This window comes from Microcoleus sp. PH2017_35_SFW_U_B, from assembly GCF_020737865.1.
In the GTDB taxonomy this organism is placed as follows: Bacteria; Cyanobacteriota; Cyanobacteriia; order Cyanobacteriales; family Microcoleaceae; genus Microcoleus.
In genome coordinates, this window is the sequence record NZ_JAEQDE010000080.1 from 1 (window position 1) to 5,807 (window position 5,807).

4 protein-coding genes are annotated in these 5,807 nt (G+C 45.3%); 1 reads left to right on the forward strand and 3 read right to left on the reverse strand.

Features of this window, described 5'->3' with window-relative positions; all coding sequences use genetic code 11:
* The coding region (locus tag JGK36_RS21975) for a transposase (protein ID WP_293184270.1) at positions 1 to 469 on the forward strand (469 nt) is incomplete at its 5' end.
* A gap of 196 nt (positions 470 to 665) precedes the next feature.
* On the opposite strand, the gene JGK36_RS21980 is transcribed toward JGK36_RS21975, so the two are convergent.
* The 3 genes from JGK36_RS21980 to JGK36_RS21990 all read right to left on the reverse strand — a co-directional run bounded on the left by JGK36_RS21980 (position 666) and on the right by JGK36_RS21990 (position 5,587).
* Positions 666 to 1,217, reverse strand: coding sequence for a hypothetical protein (locus JGK36_RS21980; protein ID WP_293197318.1), 552 nt, complete (start codon positions 1,215 to 1,217; stop codon positions 666 to 668).
* Between the two features lie 716 nt (positions 1,218 to 1,933).
* Positions 1,934 to 2,938 carry an RNA polymerase sigma factor, RpoD/SigA family gene (locus tag JGK36_RS21985; RefSeq protein ID WP_293184266.1) on the reverse strand — a complete coding sequence of 335 codons (1,005 nt, stop codon included), beginning with the start codon at positions 2,936 to 2,938 and terminating at the stop codon, positions 1,934 to 1,936.
* 912 nt (positions 2,939 to 3,850) lie between these two features.
* The gene (locus JGK36_RS21990) at positions 3,851 to 5,587 is read right to left on the reverse strand and encodes an ATP-binding protein (protein WP_293184264.1); all 1,737 of its coding nucleotides are present in this window, start codon (positions 5,585 to 5,587) and stop codon (positions 3,851 to 3,853) included.
* Positions 5,588 to 5,807: the final 220 nt, after the last annotated feature.

The window sequence follows — 5,807 nt, forward strand, 5'->3', positions numbered from 1 at the left end:
TAATCGATTAGGACGAGTACACCTCAAAATAAGTCGGCAACGTGAAGAACACGCTAAGAAACTGGCGCGTTGCGTAATCCAATCTAACGATTTGGTCGCCTATGAAGATTTGAGAATAAAGAATCTAGTAAAGAATCACTGTCTCGCTAAATCAATTAACGATGCTGGTTGGTATCAATTCAGAAAGTGGTTGGAGTATTTTGGCGTAAAGTTTGGCAGGGTAACTGTCGCAGTCAATCCTGCTTATACTTCGCAAAAATGTTCAAATTGCGGTGCAATCGTAAAAAAATCCCTATCCGTAAGAACCCACGCTTGTGAATGTGGGTTTGTTATGGATAGGGATTGGAACGCAGCGATTAATATTCTGAAATTAGCCTTGAGTACGGTAGGGCATACCGGAACTTGGGTCTTAAACCCGAACGCTTTGGGAGATTCGACCTCTACTTTGACGCTCAGAAATCCTGTCTGAGCAAGTTGAGTCTATGAACAAAGAATCCCCTCGCCTTTAGGCAGGGGAGTGTCAATATACCCAAGAAACCAAGAAAATCGCGCAGGTATTGGTTAGACGATTTTCACCAATGAATGCAACTGTAGGGAAACTCCAAACTCTTATGCAGTAAATCATTCCCAATTCTTTAATCCCCAATCGAAAATCGAAAATAGTATTAATTTCCCCAAACCTGCTGTTTGTGAGCTTCCTTGCAAATACCTAAAATGCGCCGATCGTTGTCGCTGACGGCCCAAATAGGGTAATACTGTTGCAGGTTTACGGAGTAGGGAGAGCGACTGCCGTCGTAAGTGTCCACTACTGTTAAATTTAACTGAGTTCGCTCCGCAGTGCCGTAAAAACAGTAAAAAGCAGACCGAGGCAGGTAAAAAGCGCCGACTACTTTACTCTGTCGCATTTCAAATACAAAATATTCTTTTTTAATTCGATCGGGCTGGCTCGACTGGCCGTAGAGGTATATACCCTCTGCTAAACCTGTGCTAGCGGTATCTGGCGCAGCATTTGGGAGGGATTGGGAGGTGAAAAGGCCGGATTTGATGTCCGATTGCTGTGCCTCGCCTAGGGGAAATTCGATGCTGAAGTTACCGGGCGAGAGAGCAAGGGCGATCGCCTCTAAAGTGCTTGTTAATACGATCGAATAAGTCAAAACCACTTGCTTGCCCCAAAGTTTCAAATACCTGCTGCGCCGCCCTTCTTGTACCTGTTTCAAAGAGATATTACAGAAACCGGGTATTTGGCTTAATCCTGAATATTAACTTGAATTTTCGATCGCCCGCCCGGTTCCTAAATTCAAATCTCAGATTAGGAATAGAAATTAAATAACTTAAGCAAATTTGTGGGATGGGCGGGAGAGCCCGTGCAGAAAGGACGGGCTCTCCCGCCCATCCCACAACAATCATCGATCGACATCTTAAATATAGCGCTTTTCAAATCTCTCTTCTGTACTCGTCAGCCTACCAATTACCCATTATACCATTTTTCTAAAGATCAGATAGAGATAAAGGACGACAAGACGTTGTAATTCTCTCGTTTCCCTTGTTTGCAAAAGTCTGTCATAACTTTAAAAAAATGGTATTACTATCTGTACCTCACTCAGATCGTGTCCAGTGCATGACCATCACAAAAAGGGTTCGTAGTGCGGACTTCAGTCCGCATCTAAAAAGCGGACTGAAGTCCGCACTACGAACTTTACTTATTTTGGTCAATTGGCCAGAAAGCGGACTGAAGTCCGCACTACGAACTTTACTTATTTTGGTCAATTGGCCAAAAAGCGGACTGAAGTCCGCACTACGAACTTTACTTATTTTGGTCGATCGACCGGACATGATATCACTTCAAAATTGCTTGGGATAAAAGTATCCTTCCCGGAGGCGCCTGCACAAAAAAAGAGTTGAGATTTGGAGAAAATCTCAACTCTTTTAGTGACTAACTAGCCAAATATTCTCGGACTTGAGACTGACGCCGCCGCAGGTGGGCGAGGGCTTGATGTTCTAGCTGTCGCACCCGTTCGCGGCTGAGATTGAGCCGTTCTCCGACTTTCGCCAGAGACATTTCGGTGCCGTCTTCCAAACCAAAGCGCAGAACAATCACATCTCGTTGCTGGGGGGTCAGTTCTGATATCAAGGTATTGAGGTCTTGCCGCAGCAATTCCGAAGTAATGTAGTTGTCTGGAGATGCTGTTTCGTCTTCTAAGAGTTCTTGCAGTTCCGTATCTTGGTTATCTCCTACGCGCAAGTCCAAAGAAACTGGATGTCTTGCCATCAGCAGGTATTCCCTAATTTGGGAAGGTTGCAGTTCCAGGGCGGTGGCAATTTCCGCAGGCGAGGGAGAACGGCCCAACTGCTGGGTGAGTTCCCGCTGCACTTTTTTGATTTTGTTGAGTTTTTCGGTGATGTGAATTGGCAATCGAATGGTGCGGGCGTGTTGGGCGATCGCGCGAGTGATTGCTTGGCGAATCCACCAGTAGGCATAGGTAGAAAATTTGTATCCCCGCATCGGGTCAAATTTTTCGACTCCCCGTTCTAAACCGAGGGTGCCTTCTTGAATTAAATCCAAGAATTCCATATTGCGTTTCTGGTATTTTTTGGCGATCGCAACTACTAGGCGCAAATTCGCTTCAATCATCTTTTGCTTGGCGCGCCGCCCTAACTGCAAGATCCGGTTCAGTTCGGCTTCGGTCAACTCCATTTGGGCAGCCCACTCTTCATTCGTCAGATCTCGCTGCCATTCTTTAGCAAGCGCTTGTTTTGCTTCGATTAATTTCATCATTTGCTGTACCTGCTTCCCGAAAACAATCTCTTCTTCTCGGGTTAGCAGGGGTACTCGACCGATCTCGTGCAGATAGGTACGAACCGTATCCGTTGAGGAGTATGGCCGGCTGCCCATGCGATCGGCTTTCACTGTTTTGGTTTTGGGGGTGGTAGTGGACATGGGTGAGTATTGCACTCCTTGTAACAACAGATAAAAAGTTGGTGATACCCTGTCCCACTTTTACAAGTGGGATAAAGACTGCGACAGGGGGGATGTTACCCCTCCTGTTTATCGGTGACGATCGGTAGAAGCTTGTTGTTTTGGATTACTTTTGTGCTTGATTGTCCAGTAATCCCCGTCGATTTTCCGTAGCTTGCTAGCTTTAACGGCTAGTTCTAGGCGAAGTGAATTTGAGTTTACTTTTCTCAATATTATTCCAAATTTTGAGGCTCGTAAAGGGTAAAAACCTCTGTCTTAAGGTCAAGATTCTACATTTTTCCTTAAGGTTTTCAATTCCCTGCTAGTTTTAAGTGCAACTCAACTTCACAATACTCATGCAAACAGACTCAAGCAAACACGCTCATGCAAACAGACTCATGCAATTCGAGGGCTTTGTTTAGCTCTCTATTCCATCATCGCTTGAATTTTTCTCGCTGCCTAGATGCTGCGATGCGAGATAACCGAACTCGATCGCCGTATTCGCTGCGACTTACCGTTTAAAATATTTCTTGACATTTTTATTTAAATATGCTAATCAACTTTTGCTGTCAGTGAGTAAAGATATATTAAGAGCGGGATGTTTGGCTATTTGAGTTAAATTTTGCCGATCGACTGAACAATATTTAACCTTATCCAATTTTTATGAAGTTAGGGATGATGGGTGACGGGTGTGAGGGCAAAAGCCCTTGCTTCATTCAGTTGACAGTTGACAGTTGACAGTTGACAGTTGACAGTTGACCGCTTGACAGTTGGTTGTTATTAGAATTTTTGCATAAATCTTCGATCGCCGGGCCGCAGATGCAAGGCAGATAAACACGGATAAACGCAGATTATTTTCAGATTGGACAGCTTGGGAAAGCAATCTTGTCTCATCTAAAATCCCAAATCCATTTTAGCAGATTCTGCCTCAGCAAACACTTGTTCATCCGGCATTTCTTGCCAGTCAATATCCCCAATTTCTTTGTAGAATTGCTCATCGTAGGGACGAGTCTGGACAACTACCGGCATCGGTACGGCGTGCCCCAAAACTAAAGCTTGCTGTTTGGAGTCGAGTTTGGCTAAAACCGATCGCAAACTCTGGCCTCCAGAAACGCCCGTAAAGATAGCATCGATGTCTTTATCGTCGTTTAGCAAAGCTGTGATCCGCGTGCCGACTTGCGACATCACCTCGCCGTCGATACCGGAGGGACGCTGGTCTACAATCAGCAGAGTTACGAAGTATTTTCGCATTTCGCGGGCGATCGTACCGAAAATAGTCGATCGCACGATCGCCGGATCCAGAAAGCGGTGGGCTTCCTCAATGGTAATCACTAACGGTTGCGGGCGATCGCACGGATTTTTACTCATCAAAAACTTCTCAGCTTTCCGCACGTAAGCTCCGTGAATCCGGCGAGTAATCACATTTGCTGCTAACATATATGACAGCAAATCCGAGTGCGAACCAAACTCGATTACTACATTTTTCCCACTATCCAAACACTGCAAAACTTCAGTGACATAATTTTTGGGACAGCGTTTGCGAATGTATTTCAAATCATTTAAACGCTCTAATTTCCGCTGCAAAGCCATAATCGAAGATTTATTTCCCCGCTTTTCTTCGCAAAACATTTGAATATCTTCGTTGGTCATTTCCAGCAACTTATTGATCCAACCCTTACCCAACTCGTTTCGCAAAATGATCGCATTTTCGATACTAGCTTCCGACAAATTTAACTCCCGCTGGACTAGCGAGATATCTTCCACTTCAATTTCCTCGAAACTCAAAAACAACTCTTGAGCATCGCGGACTCCCCGGCGCTTTGTAGACTCTGGATCGAGAGTATAAATCTGTATTTTATCGGGAAACAACTGCCGCAAACCTTTAACAGTGCTAAATTGTTTTCCTTCGGAAACCGCTTCCCACCCGTACTCCGAGTGCATATCAAAAATTAGATTGACAGCAGCTTGCTTGCGAATAATGCCCGACAGCAGCAAGCGCGTCAAAAAAGATTTTCCTGTTCCAGACTTACCAAAAACTCCGTTGCTGCGTTCCACAAATCTGTCTAAGTCCAAGCACACAGCCACGTCCATGTCAATCGGTTTGCCGATCGCAAAATTGCGGCGATATGGATCATCTTCCCAGCCAAAAACCGCTCGAAAATCGGTTTCTTTGGCATCAAACACCTGGGAAAAGTGGCTGGGAATCGTTTTCACCGGCAGCAATTCCATATCGGCGCCACTTTGCGGCTCAAAAGAACCCAAATTTCCTAAAGCCAGCTTTTTATCGGGGACTCCGTTACCTGTGGGATTGAAGATGGCTTGAGATTTTTCTTTTTCCGCAGTCAGCATCAACATGGGCGCAAGCTCGATCGTACCGTAGGTGCTGCTACCTGCGAGGACTGCGAGGAGAAAATCGTCGTTGGGGTTGGGAGGATTGGATAAAATCCGACTGCTGGATGTTCCAAGAGACACATCGGTGAGCATACAGAAAAAGTGCGATCGTACCCCCCGCACTACTAAAAATTTCCCCACCCTCATATCTTCCACTGAAACGTCGGCGTGCAGTCGCACTTCTAATCCCTTGCTGAGGGAACCTTGAATAACAGAGCCTAACGGTTTGTCATTAATCATTAGTCAGTTGTCAGTTGTCAGTTGGCAGTTGTCAGTTGTTAGTTGTTAGTTGTTATTTGTTATTTGGGGAGCATCTCATTTTTGAAAAAAGCATTTTTCATTATAGTGCGAGCGTCCCCGCTCGCGAGCAGTATAATCGCGAGCAGTATAATCGCGAGCAGTATAATCGCGAGCAGTATAATCGCGAGCAGTATAATCGCGAGCAGTATAATCGCGAGCA

Excerpts from the sequence above, each read along its gene's own strand:
- JGK36_RS21990 (WP_293184264.1), bottom strand. The coding sequence starts at position 5,587 with ATGATTAATGACAAACCGTTAGGCTCTGTTATTCAAGGTTCCCTCAGC.
- JGK36_RS21985 (WP_293184266.1), bottom strand. The coding sequence starts at position 2,938 with ATGTCCACTACCACCCCCAAAACCAAAACAGTGAAAGCCGATCGCATG.